This is a genomic window from Shimia aestuarii, assembly GCF_022814865.1.
Taxonomy (GTDB): Bacteria; Pseudomonadota; Alphaproteobacteria; order Rhodobacterales; family Rhodobacteraceae; genus Shimia; species Shimia aestuarii_A.
Map to the genome: position 1 here is coordinate 197,919 of NZ_JAKVRD010000005.1, position 21,905 is coordinate 219,823.

24 protein-coding genes are annotated in these 21,905 nt (G+C 62.3%); 4 read left to right on the forward strand and 20 right to left on the reverse strand.

What is annotated here, in order from left to right:
- Positions 1-60: 60 nt before the first annotated feature.
- The 6 genes from MK745_RS07420 to MK745_RS07445 all read right to left on the reverse strand — a co-directional run bounded on the left by MK745_RS07420 (position 61) and on the right by MK745_RS07445 (position 6,603).
- On the reverse strand, positions 61-2,073 hold the full coding sequence (locus MK745_RS07420; protein WP_243612650.1) for a M3 family metallopeptidase: 2,013 nt from the start codon (positions 2,071-2,073) through the stop codon (positions 61-63).
- Positions 2,074-2,131: 58 nt separating this feature from the next.
- Positions 2,132-3,172: a HesA/MoeB/ThiF family protein gene (locus tag MK745_RS07425; RefSeq protein ID WP_243612651.1), complete on the reverse strand. Its 1,041-nt coding sequence runs from the start codon at positions 3,170-3,172 to the stop codon at positions 2,132-2,134.
- Positions 3,172-3,633, reverse strand: a complete 462-nt coding sequence (gene dut, locus MK745_RS07430; protein WP_243612652.1) for a dUTP diphosphatase — start codon at positions 3,631-3,633, stop codon at positions 3,172-3,174. Before dut ends, MK745_RS07425 begins: the two co-directional genes overlap by 1 nt.
- Positions 3,634-3,652: 19 nt before the next feature.
- On the reverse strand, positions 3,653-4,852 hold the full coding sequence (coaBC, locus tag MK745_RS07435) for a bifunctional phosphopantothenoylcysteine decarboxylase/phosphopantothenate--cysteine ligase CoaBC (protein ID WP_243612653.1): 1,200 nt from the start codon (positions 4,850-4,852) through the stop codon (positions 3,653-3,655).
- A 75-nt stretch (positions 4,853-4,927) separates the two neighbouring features.
- Complete coding sequence (locus MK745_RS07440; RefSeq protein WP_243612654.1) at positions 4,928-5,728, reverse strand: ChaN family lipoprotein; 801 nt, start codon at positions 5,726-5,728, stop codon at positions 4,928-4,930.
- Positions 5,725-6,603, reverse strand: coding sequence for an RNA polymerase factor sigma-32 (locus MK745_RS07445; protein ID WP_243612655.1), 879 nt, complete (start codon positions 6,601-6,603; stop codon positions 5,725-5,727). The genes MK745_RS07440 and MK745_RS07445 overlap by 4 nt, the downstream gene beginning before the upstream one ends.
- An 80-nt stretch (positions 6,604-6,683) precedes the next feature.
- On the opposite strand from MK745_RS07445, the gene cobU reads away from it, so the two are divergent.
- From cobU to MK745_RS07460, 3 genes are read left to right on the forward strand one after another with little or no spacing between them, the layout of a single operon-like run.
- Complete coding sequence (gene cobU, locus MK745_RS07450) at positions 6,684-7,202, forward strand: bifunctional adenosylcobinamide kinase/adenosylcobinamide-phosphate guanylyltransferase (RefSeq protein ID WP_243612691.1); 519 nt, start codon at positions 6,684-6,686, stop codon at positions 7,200-7,202.
- Positions 7,199-7,774: a histidine phosphatase family protein gene (locus MK745_RS07455; protein WP_243612656.1), complete on the forward strand. Its 576-nt coding sequence runs from the start codon at positions 7,199-7,201 to the stop codon at positions 7,772-7,774. Before cobU ends, MK745_RS07455 begins: the two co-directional genes overlap by 4 nt.
- 57 nt (positions 7,775-7,831) lie before the next feature.
- The gene (locus MK745_RS07460; protein ID WP_243612657.1) at positions 7,832-8,713 is read left to right on the forward strand and encodes a glutathione S-transferase; all 882 of its coding nucleotides are present in this window, start codon (positions 7,832-7,834) and stop codon (positions 8,711-8,713) included.
- A 115-nt stretch (positions 8,714-8,828) separates the two neighbouring features.
- On the opposite strand, the gene MK745_RS07465 is transcribed toward MK745_RS07460, so the two are convergent.
- The 13 genes from MK745_RS07465 to MK745_RS07525 all read right to left on the reverse strand — a co-directional run bounded on the left by MK745_RS07465 (position 8,829) and on the right by MK745_RS07525 (position 20,611).
- Positions 8,829-9,677 carry an urea carboxylase-associated family protein gene (locus MK745_RS07465; protein ID WP_243612658.1) on the reverse strand — a complete coding sequence of 283 codons (849 nt, stop codon included), beginning with the start codon at positions 9,675-9,677 and terminating at the stop codon, positions 8,829-8,831.
- Positions 9,678-9,746: 69 nt separating this feature from the next.
- The gene (locus MK745_RS07470) at positions 9,747-10,922 is read right to left on the reverse strand and encodes a type III PLP-dependent enzyme (protein WP_243612659.1); all 1,176 of its coding nucleotides are present in this window, start codon (positions 10,920-10,922) and stop codon (positions 9,747-9,749) included.
- 185 nt (positions 10,923-11,107) lie between these two features.
- A complete protein-coding gene (locus tag MK745_RS07475) occupies positions 11,108-12,748 on the reverse strand; it encodes an FAD-binding dehydrogenase (RefSeq protein WP_243612660.1) in 1,641 nt (546 codons plus the stop codon).
- A 122-nt stretch (positions 12,749-12,870) separates the two neighbouring features.
- Positions 12,871-13,029 carry a hypothetical protein gene (locus tag MK745_RS07480; RefSeq protein ID WP_243612661.1) on the reverse strand — a complete coding sequence of 53 codons (159 nt, stop codon included), beginning with the start codon at positions 13,027-13,029 and terminating at the stop codon, positions 12,871-12,873.
- 196 nt (positions 13,030-13,225) lie between these two features.
- Positions 13,226-14,005, reverse strand: coding sequence for a succinate dehydrogenase iron-sulfur subunit (locus MK745_RS07485; RefSeq protein ID WP_243612662.1), 780 nt, complete (start codon positions 14,003-14,005; stop codon positions 13,226-13,228).
- 122 nt (positions 14,006-14,127) lie between these two features.
- Positions 14,128-15,012, reverse strand: a complete 885-nt coding sequence (locus tag MK745_RS07490) for a hypothetical protein (protein WP_243612663.1) — start codon at positions 15,010-15,012, stop codon at positions 14,128-14,130.
- 93 nt (positions 15,013-15,105) lie between these two features.
- Positions 15,106-16,911 (reverse strand): succinate dehydrogenase flavoprotein subunit, encoded by a 1,806-nt coding sequence (gene sdhA, locus MK745_RS07495; protein ID WP_243612664.1) that lies wholly within the window; start codon positions 16,909-16,911, stop codon positions 15,106-15,108.
- 18 nt (positions 16,912-16,929) lie between these two features.
- The gene (gene sdhD, locus MK745_RS07500; protein ID WP_243612665.1) at positions 16,930-17,301 is read right to left on the reverse strand and encodes a succinate dehydrogenase, hydrophobic membrane anchor protein; all 372 of its coding nucleotides are present in this window, start codon (positions 17,299-17,301) and stop codon (positions 16,930-16,932) included.
- Positions 17,302-17,315: 14 nt separating this feature from the next.
- The gene (gene sdhC / locus MK745_RS07505; protein WP_243612666.1) at positions 17,316-17,699 is read right to left on the reverse strand and encodes a succinate dehydrogenase, cytochrome b556 subunit; all 384 of its coding nucleotides are present in this window, start codon (positions 17,697-17,699) and stop codon (positions 17,316-17,318) included.
- Positions 17,700-17,936: 237 nt separating this feature from the next.
- Positions 17,937-18,968, reverse strand: coding sequence for a MaoC family dehydratase (locus MK745_RS07510; RefSeq protein WP_243612667.1), 1,032 nt, complete (start codon positions 18,966-18,968; stop codon positions 17,937-17,939).
- Positions 18,968-19,171: a DUF1737 domain-containing protein gene (locus MK745_RS07515; RefSeq protein ID WP_243612668.1), complete on the reverse strand. Its 204-nt coding sequence runs from the start codon at positions 19,169-19,171 to the stop codon at positions 18,968-18,970. The genes MK745_RS07510 and MK745_RS07515 overlap by 1 nt, the downstream gene beginning before the upstream one ends.
- Before the next feature lie 4 nt (positions 19,172-19,175).
- Positions 19,176-19,724: an NnrU family protein gene (locus tag MK745_RS07520; RefSeq protein ID WP_243612669.1), complete on the reverse strand. Its 549-nt coding sequence runs from the start codon at positions 19,722-19,724 to the stop codon at positions 19,176-19,178.
- Positions 19,725-19,756: 32 nt separating this feature from the next.
- Complete coding sequence (locus MK745_RS07525; RefSeq protein ID WP_243612670.1) at positions 19,757-20,611, reverse strand: HpcH/HpaI aldolase/citrate lyase family protein; 855 nt, start codon at positions 20,609-20,611, stop codon at positions 19,757-19,759.
- A 187-nt stretch (positions 20,612-20,798) separates the two neighbouring features.
- Between MK745_RS07525 and MK745_RS07530 the strand changes: the two genes are divergently transcribed.
- Complete coding sequence (locus MK745_RS07530; RefSeq protein WP_243612671.1) at positions 20,799-21,119, forward strand: hypothetical protein; 321 nt, start codon at positions 20,799-20,801, stop codon at positions 21,117-21,119.
- On the opposite strand, the gene MK745_RS07535 is transcribed toward MK745_RS07530, so the two are convergent.
- A complete protein-coding gene (locus MK745_RS07535; protein WP_243612672.1) occupies positions 21,116-21,856 on the reverse strand; it encodes a sulfite exporter TauE/SafE family protein in 741 nt (246 codons plus the stop codon). The two genes, MK745_RS07530 and MK745_RS07535, sit on opposite strands and share 4 nt — an antisense overlap.
- Positions 21,857-21,905 lie beyond the last annotated feature (49 nt).

Below are 21,905 nucleotides of genomic sequence, written 5' to 3' on the forward strand. Positions count from 1 at the left end.
GGGCCAGCCCCCCGCCCCCCCCGAGGTTTTGTCGCCAAGAAGAAGATCAGGGCGTGCGCTTCAAGCCGCCAACCCGCGCCCTTTCAAGAGCGCCTCCACCCCCGGAAGCCGTCCGCGGAACCGCTTGTAGAGGTCCGCCGCCTCGACCGATCCCCCGGTCGACAGGATATGCGCCTCGAGCGCCTGGGCGGTCTCCGCGTCAAACGCATCGCCTGCTTCCTCGAAGGCCTCGAACGCGTCGGCATCCATGACCTCGGACCACATGTAGGAATAATACCCGCTCGAATACCCATCGCCAGAAAACACATGCGCGAAATGCGGCGAGGCATGGCGCATGGTGATCGCGGCGGGCATCCCGAGGCCCTCCAAGACCTCCGCCTGCATCGCCATCACATCCGCCGGGGCCGCGCCCTCATGGAACGCCAGATCGACCAGCGCCGAGGCCACATACTCTACCGTCTGGAACCCCATGTCGAAATTCGCCGCGCCAAGCACCTTGTCGAGCATCTCTTTGGGCATCGCCGCGCCCGTCTCCGCATGGGTTGCGAACTCCGCGAGCACCTCGGGCACCTCGAGCCAATGCTCATAGAGCTGCGACGGAAGCTCGACGAAATCGCGCGCCACGGAGGTGCCGGAAATCGACTCATAGGTCACATCCGACAGCATCTGGTGAAGCGCATGGCCGAACTCGTGGAACAACGTGCGCGCATCGTCATAGGAGAGAAGCGCCGGATCGCCCTTGGCAAAGTTGCACACGTTGATGACCACCGGCCCCTGCTCCTTGGGGAATTTCGCCTGAGACCGCATCGCCGAACACCACGCGCCCGACCGCTTTGATCCCCGTGCGAAATAGTCTCCGATGAACACGGCCACATGTTTGCCTCCCCGCGTGACCTCCCACGCCCGGCAATCGGGATGGTAAAGCGGCACATCGAGCGGCTTGAACTCCAACCCGAAAAGGCGATTGGCACAGGCAAACGCCGCCTCGATCATCCGGTCGAGTTGCAGGTAGGGTTTGACCTCCGCCTCATCGAGATCATGCTCCGCCTTGCGTCGCTTCTCCGCGTAATAGCGCCAGTCCCACGGCGCGAGGTCGTCATTGATCCCATCCTCGCGCATCATCTCGGTCAGCACCTCCGCATCCGCTTCGGCTTGGCGCTTGGCCGGCCCCCAAACCGCCATAAGCAACTCGCGCACCTTCTCAGGTGTGCCTGCCATCTGCGTCTCTAGCTTGTAGTCGGCAAAACTCTCATAGCCGAGAAGCTTGGCCCGCTCTTCGCGCAGTTTGAGGATTTCAGCAGCGATCTCGCGGTTGTCGGTCTCGCCCCCGTTCGCGCCTCGTGCGGCCCAGGCCTTGAACGCCTGTTCACGCAAGTCACGACGCGGCGAAAATTGCAGGAACGGCGTGATGAGCGACCGCGAGAGCGTCACGACTGGCCCCTCCTGTCCCTTCTCTTCGCCCGCTGCCCGCGCGGCATTGACGACGAAACCGGGAAGCCCTTCGAGATCCGCTTCGGTGAGCGGCATGAACCAACCGCTTTCATCCGCAAGAAGGTTCTGGGTGAACGCCGTGCCCAACTCGGCCAGCCGCCCCATGATCTCCTGCATCCGTTGATCCGCCGCGCCAGTCAGCGCCGCGCCCGAGCGCACGAACCCGCGATGCGTCAGCATCAGAACCCGCGCCTGTTCCTCCGTGAGGTCAAGCGCATCTCGTTTTTCCCAGACCTCGGCCACCCGCGCGAACAACGCCTTGTTCGACGAAATCGCCGAGAAATGCGCTGCGAGCTTGGGAGAAAACGCCCGCTGCAATTCCTGCCGCTCGGGATTGCTATCCGCGCCCGCCACCGTGAAGAACACCGAAAGCACCTTGTCGAGCGCCTCGCCCGCCGCCTCGAGTGCCTCGACCGTGTTGGCGAAATCCGCCGGGCGCGAGTCCTCGGCAATCGCCTTGATCTCGGCATCATGCGCCGTCAGCGCCGCGTCGAGCGCAGGCGCGAAATCTGCGTCGGAAATGGCGTCAAACGGGGCGATCTCAAACGGGGTGTCCCACGGGGACAGGATCGGGTTGGTCATGGGCGTTTTCTCCTTTGCGCCTAACCTAAGCCTGCCTACGGGATGCGCAATGGCCGACCTACGCTTTACCGCAAACCGGGCACCCCTCGCGCCGCTTGAGCGTGATCTTCCGGCTCTCGCCATAAAGCGCGTCATAGATGAGCATCTCGCCGCGCAACACGGCGCCCGCGCCGGTGATGATCTTGACGGCCTCGACCGCCATCATCGTGCCAACCACCCCCGGCAACGGCCCGATCACCCCTGCCTCTGCACAGGATGGCGCAAGCCCCGCCGCCGGGGCCTCGGGAAAGACGCATTCATAACAGGGCGCCCCCGCCTTCGGGTCGAATACGCTGAGTTGCCCTTCCCATTGTGAAAGCGCGCCGGAAACAAGCGGCACCCCCGCCGCGACACAGGCCCGGTTCACAAGGTAGCGCGTCTCGAAATTGTCCGTCCCGTCAAGGACAAGATCATACTCTGCCACAAGTGCCGCCGCCGTCTCTTCGTCGAGACGCCGCTGGTAGGGCTTCACGATGACAAACGGGTTCTGTGCTTCCATGGCGGCCTGTGCCGAAAATACCTTGGGCATGCCGATCGCATCATCGCGATGGATCACCTGCCGCTGGAGGTTCGAGTTGTCGACATCGTCATCATCGACAACACCGATCGTACCCACACCCGCCGCTGCAAGATACAAGAGCGCGGGCGAGCCTAACCCCCCAGCTCCGACGACCAAAACCTTGGCATCCTTGAGCTTTTTCTGACCCAAACCACCAACCTCGCGGAGCACGATATGACGCGCATAGCGGTTGAGCTCGGTGTCGCTGAACGGTCCTTCCTGTGCGCTGGACTCGCCTTCCGGCTCCCGCACCCGAGCCCGAAGCCAGCGAAGCCCCGCGCGGTAGAACGCCACGATCACCGCCGCACCGCCCACGATAGCCCAGAGCGCCGGACTCTCTCCCGTCGCCATGCGCAACGGATGCCCATCCGGCAGCACGAGATGCGCGCCCAACACCGCAGCCCACAATAGCGCCACCATGGACCAACGCGCCCGGTGCGGCGCGCCCATAAAGGCCCCGATCCCCCAAAGAACCGCCGCCATGATGAACACCAACGCCATCAGGCCGTCCCCGTAGACCCGAACCCGCCCGCGCCGCGCGCGGTCTCGTCAAGGCTTTCGACCGTCTCAAACGTGGCCTGCACCACAGGGGCAACGATCATCTGCGCAATGCGCGCGCCATGGGCGATGTGAAACGGCTCTTGGCCTGCGTTCATCACGATGATCCCAAGCGGCCCGCGATAATCGCTGTCGATGGTGCCCGGGGTATTGGGCAAGGTGATCCCGTGCTTGAGGGCAAGCCCCGAACGCGGTCTGATCTGCACTTCATATCCCAAAGGAATCCCAATCCGAAGCCCGGTCGGCACAAGCACCCGCTCTCCGGGGGCAAGCGTCACCCCCTCGCGGGCGTCTTGTGGAAAATTGGCACGGATATCCGCCCCTGCCGCGCCTGCGGTCTCGTAGGAAGGCAGCGCGACCTCCCGGTCCGCACCCTCAAGCCAGTTGAGCCGGATTTGCACCACGGCACTCCCTCCGTTGTTGCTATAGTGAGCCGAGCGCTGTCGCGATCCGCTCGGCAAGCTGATGCGCAACCTCGTGCTTGCCCATGCGCGGCCAATGCTCTGCACCCTCGTCTGAAATGAGTGTCACAGCATTCTCATGCCCGCCCATGATCCCGGTTTCCGGGCTGACATCATTGGCCACGATCCAATCACACCCCTTGCGCGCCCGCTTGGATGTCGCGTTGGCGATCACGTCGTCGGTCTCGGCGGCAAAGCCAATGACAAGGCCGGGCCGTCCCGCCTCCATCTGGCTCACCGTGGCGAGGATGTCGGGATTCTCCGCAAACTCAAGCGCCGGAATCCCGCCCTTGGTTTTCTTCAACTTGCTGTCCGATGCGCTTGCCACGCGCCAATCGGCCACGGCGGCGGCAAAGATCGCCGCATCAACCGGCAGCACACCCTGCACCGCCTCAAGCATCTCCTGCGCGGTTTGAACTTCGACGATGTGCACCCCTTCGGGGCGCTCCGCATCTGCTGGGCCTGTGACAAAGACAACTTCTGCCCCCATCACGGCAAGCGCACGGGCAATCGCCGTGCCCTGCGCACCCGAGGAACGGTTGGCGATATAGCGCACCGGGTCAATCGGCTCATGCGTCGGTCCCGAGGTGACAAGGATCCGTCGCCCCGCAAGCGGCCCTTCGGCCAGCGCAGTCTCGATTGCGTTGACGATTTCCTCAGGCTCCGACATCCGCCCCGGCCCGTATTCGCCACAGGCCATATCGCCCTCGTTCGGCCCCACGACCATGACGCCATCCCCGCGGAGCGTCGCGATATTGCGCCGTGTCGCCGGATGCTCCCACATGCGCACATTCATCGCCGGCGCAATAAGAACCGGGGTATCCGTCGCCATGAGAAGGGTCGAAGCAAGGTCATTCGCGTGACCGCCCGCCATCTTCGCCATGAGGTCCGCGGTTGCCGGGGCCACCACGACAAGATCGGCAGAGCGTGAAAGCTGAATATGGCCCATCTCCGCCTCGTCCGTGAGGTCAAAGAGGTCGCGATAGACCTTCTCCCCCGCCAGTGCCGACACGGCCAGCGGGGTGACGAATTCCGCCCCCGCTTTGGTCAGGACCGGCGTGACCCAAGCACCGCGCTTGCGCAACTGCCGGATCAGGTCGAGCGACTTATAGGCGGCAATACCGCCCGCGATGATGAGGAGAATTCGTTTGTCGGTCAGCATATGAGCGCCCGCTTCTTCAGGGTTTTCCGGAGACTATGCCGTGGGGACGATGGAAACAAGCGATGCGCATCTTTCCTAGTCCTTCTTGAACCCTGCACAGGGGTCTTCGCGCTCCGCTTCCTGCGTTACGATCCATGCATTATGCGGCGGCGTGTCTTCCGGCGCGCGTTCAAGCTGGCCGATGCTGGTGACGCTGAGACGTTCCGGCAAAAGACGCGGCGCACCCCAGTCGAGCCGCGCATGGCCATTGCCAGTAATGACAACAACTGGTCCGCCAGTCTCGTCATGGGCACGCACGATTTCCCGCGCCATGGTCGCATCACGCAACCGCTGACCAAGCACCATCCCCGGCAAAAGCGTTTCGGGAAGCGCATCGCAATGCGCCCTCATCTGCGCCGCTTCGCGCTCGGCCTGTTCTTCTTCCGCAAGCGGCGCCGCGAGACCATAGAGATCCGCACCCTCGCCAAAACTGGCCGTCGCGTCGCCGCCCATGATCGCTTCGCGCACAGCCTCCCGCGGCACAAGCGCGCCATAGATCTGCGCATCCTTCGCAGCGGCGAAAATCGGGTAATACATGTCAAAACTCGGCCAACCGCTCTCGGCCCAGCCCAGCGCCTCCGACAATGCCGCCTTATCCTGAAGAAGCTCCGGCGTGACCTTGGCCGCTGTCTCTGCGGTGATCATCTCGAACACCACGGCCTTCGGTCCAAGCGCCGCGATGGCCTCGGCCTGATTGGCGTGGTGCCACGGGTTGTCATGCAACTCACCAAGAAACACCACGTCTGCGCCGGGCAGCGTGGTGATCTTATCAATGGTGATTTCTTCTGCGAGTGCGGGGGCCGCGGCAAGCGCGAGAGCCAGAATCATGCGTTTCATGACACGAAGTCATGCACGCCCACTCCCTGCTGTTCAAGACGACGCCGCATCTTCTGAAGCGCTGCCGCCTCAAGCTGACGCACCCGCTCTTTCGACAGGCCCATCTCGTCCCCAAGGCTCGCCAATGTGCGCGGCTCATCATCAAGCCGCCGCGCCGCAAGGATATGGCGTTCGCGTTGGCTCAGGCCCTCCATCGCATCCAGAAGCTGCCCCCGAAGCGACTCGACATCGCGCCGCGCCTCAACGGTTTCCGCGCCCGCCGCGGCCTCGTCCTCCAAAAGCTCGAGCCATTCACGCCCGCTCTCATCCGTGCTCTGGCGCGCATTCAGAGACATATCGCTCCCCGACATCCGGCCAAGCATCATCTCGGCGTCTGTTCGGCTCACGCCAATCTCGCTGGCGATCTTCTCAACGATCTGATGCGTATCGAGGCTCTCGCCCCGCGCCATCGCCTCGCGCTCGAACTGCGCACGCACGCGGTTGATGTTGAAGAAAAGCGATTTCTGCGACGTCGTAGAGCCGGTACGCACCACGGACCAGTTGCGCATCACATGATCCTGAAGCCCGGCTCGGATCCACCACACAGCATAGGTCGAGAACCGAACACCGCGCTCTGGATCGAACTTGTCGGCCGCTTTCATCAGGCCAAGCATCGCTTCTTGGATCAAATCATTCTGGCTCACCCCGGCACGCCGGAATTTGCCCGCCATCGAGATCGCAAGCCGCATGTAGGCCCGGATCAAACGGTGCAGCGCCGCCGCATCCCGCTTGTCCCGCCATGCGCTGGCAAGCGCGAGCTCGGTCTCGGCATCAAGCATTTCCTGACGCATCGCATTGCGCGTCAATTCCCTGTTCACATTGGATTGCAGGCCCATCTTGGCATCCTTCCTCCTTGCGCTTTCATGGGGAATTACGCAGGTTGCGCCGGATTGGATCACATTTGGCGACAGAAAAGATGCTCTCGAACTTCACCTTCGTGCTCGGCGGCGCGGCCTCAGGCAAATCGCTCTACGCGGAATCCCTCGTGACAGGGACCGGCGCACCGCGCGTCTATATCGCTACGGGCGAGGCTTGGGACGAAGAAATGCGCACCAAGATCGCCGCCCATGTGGATCAGCGCGGCCCCGGCTGGCGCACGATCGAGGCGCCCCTTGATCTTGCCCCGGCGCTGGCCTCGGTGTCCCAGGACGAAGTCGCCCTGCTCGACTGTGCAACCATGTGGATGTCGAACCAGATGCTTGCCGAAAACGATCTTGAGGCCGAGACCGCCCGCCTGCTCGAGGCGCTTGCCGCCTGTAAGGGCAAGGTCGTCGTGGTCTCTAACGAGGTCGGCATGGGGATCGTGCCCGAAAACGCCCTCGCCCGCCGCTTCCGCGATGTGCAGGGACGCCTCAACAAACGCCTCGCCGCCGCCGCAGATACCGTGCTGTTTGTCGCTGCGGGCCTGCCGCTCACCATGAAAGCCCCGGCATGAGCCGCCTGTTCCTCGTCCGCCATGGTCCGACCCATGCGCGCTCCATGGTCGGCTGGTCCGACCTGCCCGCCGATCTTTCCGACACCGCCGCCCTGGCTCGGCTCGACGCGCACCTCCCCGACGACGCCCTCGTCATAAGCTCGGACCTGTCGCGCGCCGTGACAACTGCCGACGCCATCGCGGGCGCCCGCACGCGCCTGCCGCATGATCCCGACCTGCGCGAAATTCATTTCGGGGACTGGGAACTCAAACGCTTCCCCGATATCGACGCCGAAGACCCCGGCCTCGCTCGTGCCTTCTGGGAAACACCGGGCGATACGGCCCCTCCCGGCGGCGAAAGCTGGAACAGCGTCTGCGCCCGCGTCGATGCCGCCGTAGACCGCCTCTTGGCTGCACATCCGGGCCACGACCTCGTCATCGTTGCCCATTTCGGCGCCATCTTGACCCAAGTCGCCCGCGCGGGTGCCCTCTCCGGCGCCGAGGCCTTTGCCCACAAGATCGACAACCTTTCCGTCACCACGATCAGCACCCTGCCCAATTGGGGTGCGGAGAGGATCAATCACTGCCCGTGATGGACCTCTCAGAAAGTTTCATTTTGTCGGGGCCCACGGCCACGCTAGCCTGAGCGCATGACATATACGCTCTATATTGGTGACTTCACCTATTCCTCATGGTCCCTGCGCGGCTGGCTTCTGTTTGAGAAGTTCGGCATCCCCCGGCGCGAGGTCCGCATTGATTTCAATACCGATGACTCCGTGGCCGATCAGCTTGCCGCGCTCTGCCCCCCGGCCCGCACCGTTCCGACTGTCGTAACCGAGGATGGCGCGATCCTCTCGGAATCCCTTTCCCTCGCCGAGGAACTGGCAAGCCGCCACCCCGAGGCGCATCTGTGGCCCTCGATCCCGCTGGCCCGCGCCACGGCCCGCACCCTGACCTCCGAGATGCACGCCGGGTTTACGGCCTTGCGCGGCGACTGTCCGATGAACCTCGCCACCGCCTATCTTGACTCAGACCCCTCTGACGCGGTGCTCGCCGATCTTGCCCGGCTCGAAACCATCTGGAGCCACGCCCGCGCAACATGCCGTCCCAATGGCCCTTGGCTCTGCGGCGACTATAGCATCGTCGATGCCTTCTATGCCCCGGTCGCCGCACGGCTTGCCGGGTATAACCTACCGATGGGACAAACCGCCCGCGCCTATGTCGCCGCGCATCTCGCCGACCCGGCCTTCCGCCGCTGGCGCGCCATGGGACTCGCGAAAAAGGAATACCTGCCGTGGTATGCCAAGGACTACCCGACGCGCGATTGGCCCGGTCCAACGCCGCGCGTCGCCAAGGCCGTCGACGGAACAGAGGCCGAGAACGGCGCCTGCCCCTATTCCGGTAAACCGATCACCCATGTGCTCGAAATGGAGGGACGGCGCTTTGGCTTCTGCAATGCCTTCTGCCGCGACAAGACGGTCGCCGATCCGACGGCATGGCCCGCTTTCATGGCCTTGGTCGAGGGCCAATAATTCTCGACAATCATGGACCAGGCGATTGCGAAATCGCTTGGTCCTCGCACTCCGCACCACCGCGATACAGACGCAATACCGACGTGATACCGACGTTGCTTTTCAACGGGGTTTTTCAGGCCCCGTGGCTCCGATCATAACCATTCACAGCCGGGCTTTCCCACCCCGCGAGCGCACCCTTACGGGGCTGAAACACTTCCACGAGAAGCGGATAACAGGCCGCCGTATCCGAGGAATGCTCGCTCGAACAATCGCCGCCGGGACAGGCGCTCAACGCGCCAAGAAGGTCAATTTCCGCAAAGAATTCAAGGTAATCACCGGGCCGCACCGGTGAGGCCTTCATGAAATACTGCCCTGTATCCCGCGTGAACCCGGTGCACATGAAGACATTGAGAACGTCATGCACATGGGTCTCGGCCTCGGCCAGCGACAGCCCCCTCTCCTCTGCGAGCGCCCGCGTCAGGTTCGAGTGACAACAATGATGGTATTGTGACCCACTCAAGAGATTCCCCGTATAAGGATCACACCGCGTCCCAATCACGTCATGCACCGAGCCGCCGAACGCGTCCATCCCGTACCAGCCGAGCGTATCTTCCGTGATCGTCGCCATCGGCCTCAGATACGGGAAAGAGGACCACATCCGCTCCCCTTCCGTCAGGTGTGTTCCGTGCAAAGCTCTTGATTTTCCAGAGTAAAATTGCTCCGTAAGATCATTGGCATTCCACAGGTTGAGATCACCGACCTGCGGCCCCTCAACGCTTGAAATCCGGAAAAAGGCGCCCGCCGGAACGTGAAAACACTTCGCATCCCGCGCTGGCATTAACACTTCATTAACCTTTTCGGCCCCCTCCCGCGCGGCCCGATAAAGCGCCATCGGCGGCTCCGGCAGGGTCTCGTTCGGATAACAAATCACCGGCCGGATCGCGCGGCGCTCGTCTGCATCTGGTGGCGGGGTTCGGGTCATGGGCGGCCTCCTTCAACTCCCTGCCACCCTGCCCCGAACGCCCGCCGATGAAAAGCGCTCTCGCGCTCCTCAGATGATCTCAACTGCCAGGGGCGGGAACCCGTTGAAGCCGACCGAGGAATAGCTCGACGTGTAGGCCCCGCAGTTGCGGATCATGATCTTGTCGCCCGCCGCAAGCCCCAACGGAAGCTGCACCGGTTGTTTCTCGTAAAGCACATCCGCGCTGTCACAGCTCGGCCCCGCAAGCACGCACGGCCCGGCGGGCTGCATGTCTTTCGCGGTCGCAAACTGATAGCGGATCGCCTCGTCCATGGTTTCAGCAAGCCCCGAGAATTTCCCGATATCGAGATAGACCCAGCGATGCAGCTCACAGTCAGATTTTCGTGAAACCAGAAGGACTTCCGCCGCAATCGCACCCGCCGAGGCGACCATGCCACGGCCCGGCTCGGCCATGATTTCCGGCACTTCGCCAAAGCGTTTGCGCACCTGTTTCATCACATTCGCCGCATAGGGCGTCGGGGCCTCAACCGGGTCGCCATAGAAGGCCGGGAAGCCGCCGCCGATATTGAGCACGCGCAGGTCATGCCCCGCCGCTTTCGCCGCGTGCCAAACAGTCGCGACGCGCTCCAGAACCGGTGCCCACATGGCCGCGCGGCGGGTCTGCGAGCCGACATGAAAGCTCAGGCCCGCCGCATCGAGCCCGAGATCGCGCGCCAAGTTCAAAAGCGCAAGCGCCTTGCTCGGCGCACAACCAAACTTGCGCGTCAGCGGCCAATCCGCTTCGCTATTCTCGACGATGAGGCGCAGCACGACGCTCGCGCCCGGCGCATGTTCTGCAATCTTTTCAAGCTCTTCCTCCGCGTCGAATGCGAACTGCGTCACACCCGCTTGATGCGCAAAAGCGATATCCGCCACCCGCTTCACGGTGTTGCCAAAGGAAATGCTCTCGGCCCGCGCGCCCACGGCAAGACAGGCTTCGATCTCACCCCGGCTCGCCGCGTCGAAGGACGAGCCTTCCGCCACCAACGTGGTAAGCACCTCACGCGCCGGATTCGCCTTGACGGCATAGTGAATCCGCGCCCGGTCAAGCCCGGCCTTGAGCGCGCGATAATTCTCCGCGACCTGCGCGGTGTCGATCACGAGGGTCGGTTGATCGAACGTGTTCTGCCAGATGAAATCTTCGAGTCGCGAACGGGTAGAAACAGCGGCGCCAGCCACTGAGGTCAGGTGAGCAGTCATGGTCATCTCCAAAAGGACCCGGCCGGATCATCCGACCAAATTGCAAAAGGAGACGTTACCGTCGCTGCGTAACCATGGAGAGGGCCCCTACGACAGAGGCGCGTGCGTTGGCGTCTGATCGCGCATATGGGGCCAAACGATGAGTCGATCAATCCCTTTTCTGCATGGCCGTGAAAAAATCTGCACAGGCCTCAGACCGCCCGCCCCGCCGCGCGCCCCGAGAAGATACAGCCGCCAAGGAACGTGCCTTCAAGGGCGTTGTATCCGTGATACCCCCCGCCGCCGAACCCGGCGACCTCTCCGGCGGCAAAAAGCCCCTCAAACGCGCTGCCATCCGGGCGCAGAACCTGCCCTGTCTCGTCCGTGTGCAACCCACCAAGCGACTTGCGCGTCAGGATATTGAGGCGCACCGCGATGAGCGGCCCGGCCTCCGGGTCGAGAATGCGATGCGGCTTGGCCGTGCGGATGAGACGGTCGCCCCGATAGGCGCGCGCGCCACGGATCGCCGTGACCTGCGCGTCCTTGGCAAAAGGGTTTTCGATCTGCGCATCCCGCGCCTCGATCTGCGCCCGGATGTGGTCGAGAGCGACCGGCACATCCGGCGTGATCCTGTTCATCCCCGCGACCAACGCCTCCAGCGTATCGGCGACGACGAAATCCTCACCATGGTCCTTGAACGCTTCCACAGGCCCCGGTGCCCCCTTCTTGAGCACCCGCCCCCGGATGACCTCTGACCACTTGCCCGAGGTGAAATCCGGGTTCTGCTCTGACCCCGAAAGGGCAAACTCCTTCTCGATGATCTTCTGCGTCAGGATGAACCAGCTATGCTCATGCCCAGTCGAGAGGATACGCCGTAGCGTGCCAAGCGTGTCGAAACCGGGCAGGAACGGCGCTTCCATCCGCTCCCCAAGTGCATCGAACCACATCGAGGACGGCCCCGGCAGGATGCGGATCCCATGGTTCGGCCAGATCGGATCCCAGTTCGCGACCCCCTCGGTATAGTGCCACATGCGATCCCCGTTGATGAGGCCCGCGCCCGCGCTTTCCGCGACGCGCTGCATCTGTCCATCAACGTAATCCGGCACCCCGGCAACCATGCGTTTGGGCGCAGGTCCAAGCCGGTCTTCGGGCCAATAGTGGCGCACCATGTCATGGTCGCCCCCGATCCCGCCCGTGGTCACGATCACGGCCTCGGCCCGGTGCTCGAAATCCCCCACGACCTCTCGATTGGTTGACCGCCCCCGCTCTGCGCCGTCTTCGGCGAGAACATCGCCCCGCACGCCCTTGACCGCGCCGTTCTCGACGATCAGCCCTGTCGCCTTGTGCCGGAACCCAAAGCGGACCTGCCCGGCCTCTGCCGCCTGCCGCACGAGTAGCTCGAATGGCGCGACAACGCCCGGCCCAGTGCCCCAGGTGATATGAAACCGCGGCACGGAATTGCCATGCCCATGTGCCATCTCCCCGCCCCGCTCGGCCCAGCCGACCACGGGAAACCAGCGCATCCCCAAGGACTTGAGCCAGCCACGCATTTCCCCGGCGGCGAAATCGACATAGGCCTCGGCCACCTTTCGGGGATTGGCATCCTCTGGTCGGTCGAACTGTGCCGAGCCCATCCAGTCACCAAGGGCAAGCGCAGGACTATCCTTGATCCCCATCCGGCGCTGCTCGGGCGTGTCGACCATGAACAAACCGCCAAGGCTCCAGAACGCCTGCCCGCCAAGGCTCTGTTCGCCCTCCTGATCGAGAAGCAAAACCTTGCGCCCACGCGCGGCGGCCTCGCTCGCGGCCACCAACCCGGCCAAACCGGCCCCGACGACGATCACATCTGCCATACCGTGTCCTCCCTTGCCGGAAGGCTACCCAAGGCACGGGTCGATCGCCAAATGAAACCTGACGTAAAGAAAAAGCGCCCCGCAAGCGGAGCGCCTTTCGAAAACCGAATGGAAGGGGAAGATCAGGCCGCCTTGACGTATTCGTAGTAGGTCTCGGCATCCTGCGGAGCTTGGGCCTTGGCAACCGGCTTGAGCGGCGGGGTGTAGTAGGCATAGGCCTGCTCAAGAAGTTCCAGCGCGCGTTCCGCGATGTTTTCCGGCGTGTTTTGCGAGTTCGACATGGGTCTCTCCGTTGTGTCAGAACTCCTCCCTTGCCCGGTACCTAACGACACCAGATACGAAAGACACCTGTCAAAAACTGCATCCTCGCTATGCGTCGAGCGCAAATTTCCCTTGGGTCAGCAATAGGGTAGCCCCAAAGAAAAACCCCCGACGCGCGCGGCATCGGGGGTTTCTGAAACTGCTTTGTGGGCGCGATCAGATGTTGCGCTCGACCATCATCTTCTTGATCTCTGCGATGGCCTTGGCCGGGTTGAGACCCTTCGGGCAGGTCTTCGCGCAGTTCATGATCGTGTGGCAACGATAGAGCTTGAACGGGTCTTCAAGCTGGTCAAGACGCTCGCCGGTCGCCTCGTCGCGGCTATCGATGATCCAGCGATACGCATGCAAAAGCGCCGCCGGGCCAAGATAACGATCGCCATTCCACCAGTAGCTCGGGCAGGAGGTCGAGCACGAAGCACACATCACGCATTCATAAAGCCCGTCGAGCTTCTTGCGGTCCTCGATCGACTGGCGCCATTCCTTTGCCGGACGGTTGGTCTTGGTCTCAAGCCACGGCATGATCGACGCGTGCTGAGCATAGAAATGGGTGAGGTCCGGGATAAGGTCTTTCACCACCGGCATATGCGGCAGCGGGTAAATCTTTACGTCGCCCTTGATCTCGTCCATGCCGTAGATACAGGCCAGCGTGTTGATCCCGTCGATGTTCATCGCACAGGAGCCACAGATCCCTTCGCGGCAAGAGCGGCGGAAAGTCAGGGTCGGGTCGATCTCGTTCTTGATCTTGATAAGCGCATCAAGAACCATCGGACCACAGGTATCCATGTCGAGGAAATAGGTGTCCACCCGCGGGTTCTTCCCGTCATCGGGGTTCCAGCGATAGATCTGGAACTTGCGCACGTTGGTTGCGCCTTCGGGCTTGGGCCAAGTCTTACCAGTGGTAATCTTGGAGTTCTTCGGAAGTGCAAATTCAACCATGGCTCAGTCTCCTTGCTTGACCGCGGTGCGCTCGTGGGAAAGCACCTGCCGTCCCGCATTGCGTGCGTTGCTGGGGCCTGTCGCATACGCGCGGCAGGCTGGGTTGGGATTAAGAGAGCACGTCACAGGACGACCTCCCCTGAAATCGTGTTCTCCCGTGCGATCCGACCGAGGATTTCGGCGTCGGCAGGGAAAAGGGTTTGGATGCGGGCGACAAGCGTCTCGTCGCGCGCGGCAATCTGTAGAACGGCCTGATAGAGCGGGTTCTGCATCATCTCGACGAACCGTCGATCCGTTGCAAGCTCGCCGCTCTCGGCGGCCTCTTTCTGAAAGGACGAACCGCCCCCATAGCGCGTGACCTGCCCCAGACCGTTGTCGCGAAGGTCCAGACCAAGCGCGGCAAGACACTCGGCGCGATAACCTGCGTCCGCGACCCAGCGATCATAGCAGATCGTGACTGCATCCCCGCCCTCGATCACCTCGCCAAGCAGGTCGGCATATAGATCGACGCCACGCAGGATCACCGCCATGCGACGCGACACGCTATAGCCTTCGTTCGGCTCGAGCTTCTTGGTGAGCGACGCCGCCCAGTTCAGGAAGCCTCGATAGACAAGCACCTCATGATCAATGAGGCCCCGGTCGAAATGCCCCGAAAGCGGTTTGCGCGGGCGGTCCTGTGCCGGCGAATGGTCCTCGTAGGAGATCAGGAGAAGCCCCCCGTCCCCAACCTCTGCACCATAGGCGGCAAGATCCGCCTGCGCCTTGTCGGTTACAAGCTTGCGGTCGTTGACCTCGGCCGAGGCGAATGCATCGAGCGGATGCGCGCCGCGACGGCAGTTGTTGAGGAAAAGCGCGCCGCCCTCCGGAGCATTGCGCTGAAGCCACGAGGCGATCGCATGATTGCCCGACCGGCGCATCCCATGCATCCGCAGCACGAGACCCGGCTCAAAGCCGAGACGCGCCCGAAGTGCCGGTTTGCCCATGAGGCCGTCCGCCATCGCGTTCATCGCTCCTCTCCCGCGCCACATTTGCGCACGGACCCGCACGGCCAATGGCCGATCAAGCGTGATATGCTCCGGGTCCGCAACAAACGCGTCTCCTTAGAACGTCCGCGCCTTGGGCGCGATGGTCTTGAGAGAAATCCCGCCTTGGTCCTCGGTGGTGAGCGGATCAACGATCACCGGACGATAGGTAAGATCGACCTTGTTGCCTTCGACGCGGCTGACGGTGTGCACACGCCAGTTCTTGTCGTCACGTTCCGAGAAGTCCTCATGTGCATGGGCACCGCGCGATTCCTTGCGCGCCTCTGCCCCGGTAATCGTGGCAAGCGCGTTCGGCATCAGGTTGGTGAGTTCGAGCGTTTCCATCAGGTCGCTGTTCCACACAAGCGAGGTATCCGTCACCTTCAGATCGTCAAGCTTGGCCGCGATCGCGGTCATCTTCTCGACGCCTTCCTTGAGGGTCTTGTCGGTGCGGAACACGGCAGCATCGGCTTGCATCGTCTTCTGCATCTCAAGGCGCAGCTCGGCGGTCGGCACATTGCCCTTGGCATTGCGCAGCCCGTCGAAACGGTCAAACGCCTTGTCGACCGACGCTTGGTTGAGAACCGGGTTCGGCGCCTCTGCATCGACAACCTTGCCGGCACGGATCGCAGCGGCGCGGCCAAAGACCACGAGGTCGATGAGCGAATTGGACCCGAGACGGTTCGCCCCGTGCACAGACGCACAGCCCGCTTCGCCGACGGCCATAAGGCCCGGCACAACGGCGGTCGGATCGTCTGCGGTCGGGTTGAGCACTTCGCCCCAGTAGTTGGTCGGAATACCGCCCATGTTGTAGTGCACCGTCGGAATGACCGGGATCGGTTCCTTGGTGACGTCCACGCCGGCGAAGATCTTCGCGCTTTCCGAAATCCCCGGCAGACGCTCTGCAAGCGCTTCGGCAGGCAGGTGGCTAAGGTTCAGGTGGATATGATCGCCATCGGCGCCCACACCACGACCTTCGCGAATTTCCATCGTCATCGAGCGCGAAACATAGTCCCGCGGCGCGAGGTCTTTGTAGGTCGGCGCATACCGTTCCATGAAACGCTCGCCTTCGGAGTTGGTCAGATACCCGCCCTCACCGCGCGCGCCTTCCGTGATGAGACAGCCCGAACCGTAGATGCCGGTCGGGTGGAACTGCACGAACTCCATATCCTGAAGCGCAAGGCCCGCACGGGCCACCATGCCGCCGCCGTCACCGGTGCAGGTATGGGCCGACGTGGCCGAGAAATAGGCACGGCCATAACCGCCGGTCGCCAGAACAACCATCTTGGCGTTGAAGATGTGCATGGTGCCATCATCAAGCTTCCAGCAAACCACACCCTGACACTGACCATCGTCGCTCATGATGAGGTCGATGGCGAAATATTCGACGTAGAACTCAGCGTTGTTCTTGAGGGACTGCCCATAAAGCGTGTGCAGGATCGCGTGTCCGGTCCGGTCGGCCGCAGCACAGGTACGCTGTACCGGCGGGCCTTCACCATACTCGGTGGTGTGACCGCCAAAGGGGCGCTGATAGATCTTGCCTTCCTCGGTGCGCGAGAACGGCACGCCATAGTGCTCGAGCTCATACACCGCCTTGGGTGCTTCACGGGCGAGGTATTCCATCGCGTCCGTATCGCCAAGCCAGTCCGACCCCTTCACGGTGTCGTACATGTGCCACTGCCAGCTATCCGGCCCCATGTTGCCAAGCGAGGCGGCGATCCCGCCCTGAGCGGCCACAGTGTGCGAACGGGTCGGGAAGACCTTGGTCACGCAAGCGGTGCGCAGGCCCTGTTCGGCCATACCGAGCGTGGCCCGCAGACCAGCGCCACCGGCGCCAACCACGACCACGTCATATTCATGTGTTTCGTATTCGTAAGCAGCCATCTGTCGAAGCTCCGAGTCTTAAAGGGCGATGCGCGCCAGCGCGAAGAGGCCAACGCCCGCGATGCCATATGCGATGCAGGTGAACGCGATGATGAGGAACTTCTTCTGAAGCCCGCGGGAGTAATCCTCGATCACCACTTGGATGCCATGGCGGAAATGCACCATGGCAACGAGGATCGTCAGAGCCGCGACAATCGCCGGGAAGGGGCGCTGGTAATAGGCCAGAACCTCTTCATAGGACGAGCCGAGCACACAGCCAAAGGTGATGACGAAAAGCGGGATGAGCACGGCAAGGCCCACGGCGCTGATCGTCTGGCCCCAGAAATGCTCGGTGCCGTGACGCGAAGAGCCGCGATATTCGGCGCGTTTGCGGTCGGTAAGAAATGCCATTGTCCGATCCCTCCTCAGAGAACCAGCGCGCCGAGAACGGCAAGGATGACGGACCCGAAGATCACCATCCAGCCAAGACGCTCGGCCTGTTTGAGTTCAAAACCCCGGCCCGTGTCCCAATACAGGTGACGCAGCCCCGACAGGAAGTGATAACAGACCGCCCAGAGCGCGGCGAACATCACAAGATCGCCGAACCACGAGGTCATGAGCCCGTTGACGAAGGCGAAATATTCCGGCCCCGATGCGGCGGCCAGGAACCACCAAACAACAAGAACCGCCGCGCCCAGCAGGGCCACGCCGGTAATACGGGCAAAAATCGACGATACCGAGGTGAGCTGTGGGCGGTAGATCGACAAGTGCGGCGAAAGCGGGCGATTGCCCCTGTTCACATCAGCCATACTGAATCCTCTCAGTTTTCCTTGCGTTCTTACTAACGCTTTTTTGCCCTATGTCACTGTAGTGACAGCGCAAACACATGGTTTTTTTAACCTGAGAGGGCGAAAAATGGGAAAAGAACGGGATATGTGATCACGTTTTTCTTGGCCGTGATCACACATTCAAATCCGACTAAAATAATTGGATTTGCGACGAGTCGCGAAACGGCAGCGCAGGAAGACCCGCGCCGCCGCGCTTTGTCAGAGCGGCATCAACGCCCAATAGTCCAGATCGAGGAGCACATCCGGCAGGTATTTCCCGTCCTCGCCTTTGAGCGCGAAAGGCGCCCCGCCCTTGGTCGCCACGAGACGCAGACGGATTGCGCCGACGCCCGGCACATTGGTCTCTGCCTTGTCGAGCACTTCCGACCACGCCTTGACCGTCAGACCCGAGAACGCCGGGTTGGCATGCGCGCCACCATTAAGACCGACGATCATCTGCGCATTGGCAAGACCATTGAACGAGAGCGCACGCGCGAGGCTGATGATATGACCGCCATAGATGAGCCGTTGGCCATCGGGGCGGAAGGTCGCGTCGAAATGCACCTTGGCCGTATTCTGCCAAAGCCGCGTCGCCATCATGTGCTCGGCTTCCTCAAGCGTCACACCATCCACATGGTCAATCGTCTCGCCGATCTCATAGTCGCCCCAGCGATGCGCCTCGCCCGCCAGCGTGAAATCATAGTTGGAGAAGTCGAGGCCCTCGGGGATCACGAGATCCTCTGCCGCGATCACCTTGGCAAGCTCCGGCACAACCGTTTCCGGCGCCGGTGCATCCACATCACGTTTGCGCACCATGACCCAGCGCACATATTCCATCACGACCTCGTCGTTCTGGTTCATGCCGCGCGTGCGCACATAGACGACGCCGGTCTTACCATTCGAGTTCTGCTTGAGCCCGATCACTTCCGAGGTCGAGCGCAGCGTATCACCTTCGTAGACCGGCTTGAGCCAGCGCCCTTCCGCATAGCCAAGGTTCGCCACCGCGTTGAGCGACACATCCGGGACCGTCTTGCCAAAGACCACGTGAAACGCCGCAAGATCGTCGATCGGCGCTTTCGGCAGGCCGCTCGCCCGCGCGAATTCATCCGACGAATAGAGCGCGTGACGCGCCGGGTAGAGCGCATGATAAAGCGCCCGCTCGCCGCCTGAGACGGTGCGCGGCACCGCGTGCTCGATCACCTGCCCCAGCGTGTAGTCTTCGAAAAACCGGCCCGGATTGGTCTTGGCCATTAGTGCTCTCCTAGTTTTGTCTCGGGCGTGTAGGTTCCTTCGACCTCCTTCACCACTGCCTGACCGCAACGCATAATGCCCTTGGCGGCATCGAACGCATAGGTCGGCGAGCCGTGAAGCTCCCAGCCCTTGTTGAGGGCCTCCGTCACCTTGTGACAAAAGGCCGATGTGTCGTCTTCACTTAGAAATCTGTAGAGTTTCATGGCGTTAGCTCGGATAGGGCCAGGGGCCGACCCAGAAATGCACATAGCCGATCACCACCATGAGGATGAGAGAGCCGACAAGGAACATCCCGTCCTTGGCATAGGTGCCCTTCGGCCCCGGTGTCCAGTTCGGCTCGGTCCGGTTGATGACGATGACCTCGGCCACGGCCCAGGCCAGAAGCCCGCCAAAAAGGATCACAGAGGCCACGTCGCCATTCACCAACAGGTGCGCAAAGGCCCAGGCCTTGAACCCTGTAAGCATCGGATGCCGCATTCCCGCAAGGATACGCCCGCGCTTTGGCGCCGGGCTCATCATGAAGATGGCGATCAACACGAGGAAGTTGTTCACATGCACCGCCCAACCGGGCTTACCCCAAAGGTCGATGATCTCGGCACGCTGATAGCCGATCACCATGAGAACCACCGCCGCGACCAGCGCCAGTGCCACAAGCCCCTTGCCGCCATTGCCAAGCTTGGCCCGCGCCTCCGGCATGAGCCGCTTGAAGAAATGCGCCCCGGCCCAAAGCAGAACGCCTAGTATAAGAAGTGCCATATCCGTCTCCCTGTTTTCGCGTTGGGAGAAACTTAGCCCTCAAGCGCGGCGATTGCATCTGCCTTGGCAAGAATTTCCTTCGCCGTCGCCACGTGCAGGTTCTCGACGATCTTCCCGTCCACGACGGCAACGCCCTGCCCGGCGGCCTCGACCTCCTCAAACGCCGCGATCTGACGGCGGGCAAGGTCGATTTCGTCCTCGGTCGGGGCGAAGGCTGCGTTGGCAACGTCAACCTGCGCCGGGTGGATGAGTGTCTTGCCGTCCATCCCCATATCGCGGCCCTGATCGCATTCCGCCTTGAGGCCCTCGACATCCTTGAACGCATTATAAACGCCGTCCACGATCACGATCCCCTCGGCCTTCGCGGCAAGGAGGCACATCGAAAGCGAGGTCAGCATCGGAAGACGATCCGGACGGAACCGGCACTGAAGCTCTTTGGCAAGATCATTCGTGCCCATCACGAACCCGCTCAATTGCGCGTGCGCCGCGATCTCGACCGCGTTGAGCATACCCCGCGGGGTTTCCATCATGGCCCAGATCGGCTTGTCCCCAACCAGAGCGGCCAGCGCATCAACCTGTGCCGCGCTCTCGACCTTCGGCAACAGGACCGCGTCGCAATCCATCTCGGCTGCGGCCTTGGCATCCGCCTCACCCCATTGGGTATCAAGCCCGTTGATCCGCACGATCCGCATACGCGAGCCATAGCCCCCCGCCGCAAGCGCCGCTTTGAGCGTCTCGCGGGCATTGTCCTTTTCATCAACCGACACCGCATCCTCGAGGTCGAAGATGATCGCATCGACCGGCAGGGTCTTGGCTTTCTCCAAGGCCCGCTCTTTCGAGCCGGGAATGTACAAAACCGAACGATAGGGGCGTGCGCGCTGATCCATGAGTCTCTCCGTAATTTTGTTGCGCGGAATGGGCCATTATTTCCCGAAAACTTCAAGCCTGAATTTGCCGCAGCGCAGAAGAAACCCCGCGTCTCGATGAGAACAAACCGGGTCCGCCCGCCCGTTTAACGCTGATTTCGCGGCTTTTGCTGAACCTCAGGCCATAGAAAACCGAAAGGGCAGCCTCATGAAAAACAAGTCGTCTAAACTCCTCGCCGCCACGATGGGCCTCGGCCTCCTCGTCCTCGCCGCCGCTCAGGTCAAGGCACAGACCCAGAACTGCGCCCCGCGCGACGTGGTGCTTGAAAAGCTGGCCGAGGACTTCTCCGAGACCCGCCGCGCCATCGGCCTTGGCGCCGAGAATGTCGTGGTCGAGATCTTCGCCGCCACAAGCGGAAGCTGGTCAATCATCGTCACCTTCCCCAATGGCGCAACCTGCCTCGTCGCCTCCGGCGAAGCCTTTGAGATGATCGTAGAGCCGCTCCCGGCCAAGGGCGACAAGGTCTAGATGACCGCATCCCAGATCAGCCTCGCCCCGGTGAGGCTGAGCAGCACATAGGTCAGGCCAAAGAACACGCGCTCTGAGACCATGTTATGCGCCCTGACCCCAAGCCACGCCCCAAGAAGCGCGAAAGGTGCGAGCCACAGATCGAACCAGAGCGTCTCGAGCGTGAACACCCCAAGCACAGCATATGGCACCGCCTTGGCGATATTGATGATCCAGAAACTGAGCACCGTCGTCGCCTGATAGGCCGTCTTTCCAACACCGCGCGACAAAAGATAGACGGCGACGGGCGGCCCACCCGCATGGCTGATGAAACTTGTGAACCCCGCCGCGACTCCGGCCAGCGCCCCCGCCCAGACCGGCAACGCCTTGTGCCGCGCCTCGCCCGGCCAAAGACGCCAAATCACAAAGCCGAGCGCCACCGCTCCGATCAGAAAGCGCAGCACATCCTCATTGGCCACCGCCATGAGCGCCACGCCAAGCGCCACACCAGGCAACCCGCCCGCAATCAGCACCTTCGCATCGGGCCAGCTCCACCTCTTCCAATAGGGTCGTAGCGTGGCGAGATCGATCAACATCAAGAGCGGCAGCATCAACCCCAACGCCTCTGTTGGCGGCAGCACGAGCGCCAGAATCGCCGCGCTGGCAAAGGCCGCACCCGAGCCGAAACCGCCCTTTGATACGCCCGCAAAAACCACTGCAGGCGCGGCAATCGCAAAAAAGCCAAGATCGAAATTCACCCTACAGACCCCTCGAAAGTCCCGTATCTGCGCGACCTTACGGGGCTTT

Bases quoted from the DNA above. Each gene is read 5' to 3' on its own strand.
- MK745_RS07440 (WP_243612654.1), bottom strand. From the start codon at position 5,728: ATGAAACGCATGATTCTGGCTCTCGCGCTTGCCGCGGCCCCCGCACTC.
- MK745_RS07530 (WP_243612671.1), top strand. From the start codon at position 20,799: ATGAAAAACAAGTCGTCTAAACTCCTCGCCGCCACGATGGGCCTCGGC.
- MK745_RS07485 (WP_243612662.1), bottom strand. From the start codon at position 14,005: ATGGTTGAATTTGCACTTCCGAAGAACTCCAAGATTACCACTGGTAAG.
- MK745_RS07510 (WP_243612667.1), bottom strand. From the start codon at position 18,968: ATGGCCAAGACCAATCCGGGCCGGTTTTTCGAAGACTACACGCTGGGG.
- MK745_RS07455 (WP_243612656.1), top strand. From the start codon at position 7,199: ATGAGCCGCCTGTTCCTCGTCCGCCATGGTCCGACCCATGCGCGCTCC.
- MK745_RS07460 (WP_243612657.1), top strand. From the start codon at position 7,832: ATGACATATACGCTCTATATTGGTGACTTCACCTATTCCTCATGGTCC.
- MK745_RS07470 (WP_243612659.1), bottom strand. From the start codon at position 10,922: ATGACCATGACTGCTCACCTGACCTCAGTGGCTGGCGCCGCTGTTTCT.
- MK745_RS07520 (WP_243612669.1), bottom strand. From the start codon at position 19,724: ATGGCACTTCTTATACTAGGCGTTCTGCTTTGGGCCGGGGCGCATTTC.
- MK745_RS07475 (WP_243612660.1), bottom strand. From the start codon at position 12,748: ATGGCAGATGTGATCGTCGTCGGGGCCGGTTTGGCCGGGTTGGTGGCC.
- coaBC (WP_243612653.1), bottom strand. From the start codon at position 4,852: ATGCTGACCGACAAACGAATTCTCCTCATCATCGCGGGCGGTATTGCC.
- MK745_RS07465 (WP_243612658.1), bottom strand. From the start codon at position 9,677: ATGACCCGAACCCCGCCACCAGATGCAGACGAGCGCCGCGCGATCCGG.
- MK745_RS07420 (WP_243612650.1), bottom strand. From the start codon at position 2,073: ATGACCAACCCGATCCTGTCCCCGTGGGACACCCCGTTTGAGATCGCC.
- MK745_RS07515 (WP_243612668.1), bottom strand. From the start codon at position 19,171: ATGAAACTCTACAGATTTCTAAGTGAAGACGACACATCGGCCTTTTGT.
- MK745_RS07425 (WP_243612651.1), bottom strand. From the start codon at position 3,172: ATGGCGTTGGTGTTCATCATGGCGGCGGTTCTTTGGGGGATCGGGGCC.
- MK745_RS07480 (WP_243612661.1), bottom strand. From the start codon at position 13,029: ATGTCGAACTCGCAAAACACGCCGGAAAACATCGCGGAACGCGCGCTG.
- sdhD (WP_243612665.1), bottom strand. From the start codon at position 17,301: ATGGCATTTCTTACCGACCGCAAACGCGCCGAATATCGCGGCTCTTCG.
- sdhC (WP_243612666.1), bottom strand. From the start codon at position 17,699: ATGGCTGATGTGAACAGGGGCAATCGCCCGCTTTCGCCGCACTTGTCG.
- MK745_RS07490 (WP_243612663.1), bottom strand. From the start codon at position 15,012: ATGAACGCGATGGCGGACGGCCTCATGGGCAAACCGGCACTTCGGGCG.
- cobU (WP_243612691.1), top strand. From the start codon at position 6,684: ATGCTCTCGAACTTCACCTTCGTGCTCGGCGGCGCGGCCTCAGGCAAA.
- MK745_RS07525 (WP_243612670.1), bottom strand. From the start codon at position 20,611: ATGGATCAGCGCGCACGCCCCTATCGTTCGGTTTTGTACATTCCCGGC.
- MK745_RS07445 (WP_243612655.1), bottom strand. From the start codon at position 6,603: ATGGGCCTGCAATCCAATGTGAACAGGGAATTGACGCGCAATGCGATG.
- sdhA (WP_243612664.1), bottom strand. From the start codon at position 16,911: ATGGCTGCTTACGAATACGAAACACATGAATATGACGTGGTCGTGGTT.